This window comes from Candidatus Enterococcus willemsii (genome assembly GCF_009933335.1).
In the GTDB taxonomy this organism is placed as follows: domain Bacteria; phylum Bacillota; class Bacilli; order Lactobacillales; family Enterococcaceae; genus Enterococcus_F; species Enterococcus_F willemsii.
In genome coordinates, this window is sequence record NZ_MAEL01000051.1 from 4266 (window position 1) to 4732 (window position 467).

1 protein-coding gene and 1 pseudogene are annotated in these 467 nt (G+C 33.4%); both read right to left on the reverse strand.

The features are described 5' to 3' along the window. Positions 1–259, reverse strand: a 259-nt coding sequence (locus tag BAU17_RS10445; RefSeq protein ID WP_161902770.1) for an ATP-binding cassette domain-containing protein, incomplete at its 3' end; no start/stop codon positions are given. Then, positions 246–467: pseudogene (locus tag BAU17_RS14235) on the reverse strand (ABC transporter permease); the annotation flags it as partial. The pseudogene BAU17_RS14235 and the gene BAU17_RS10445, both read right to left, overlap by 14 nt.

Genomic DNA, 467 nt, shown 5'->3' on the forward strand with positions numbered 1-467 from the left:
TAAAATTTTGAAAGACCATTCCCATTTTTTGACGTAATTGATCAATATTTGTGCCTTTAGCTAAAATATTGGTCCCTTCAAATTCAATCACGCCGTCTGAAGGTTGTTCCAATAAATTCAAGCAACGTAAAAAAGTACTTTTCCCGCTTCCTGAAGGACCAATTACGACCACAACTTCACCTGCCGTAATGGTTAAATTAATTCCTTTTAATACTTCATTTTTCCCATAACTTTTGTGTAAATTCTCAACCTTTATCATTTGTACTCATTCTCCTTTCAGCTACACCTAACAGACGTGAAAGTGTAAATGTCAATACGAAATAAATTAATGAAACAATCACGTAAGGTAAGAAGGGTTTAAAACTTGCACCTTGAACATTTCCAGCTTGGAAAATCAATTCAGATACACCAATTACTGATACGACAGAAGATTCTTTAATAACAGTTACAAATTCATTTCCTAATGC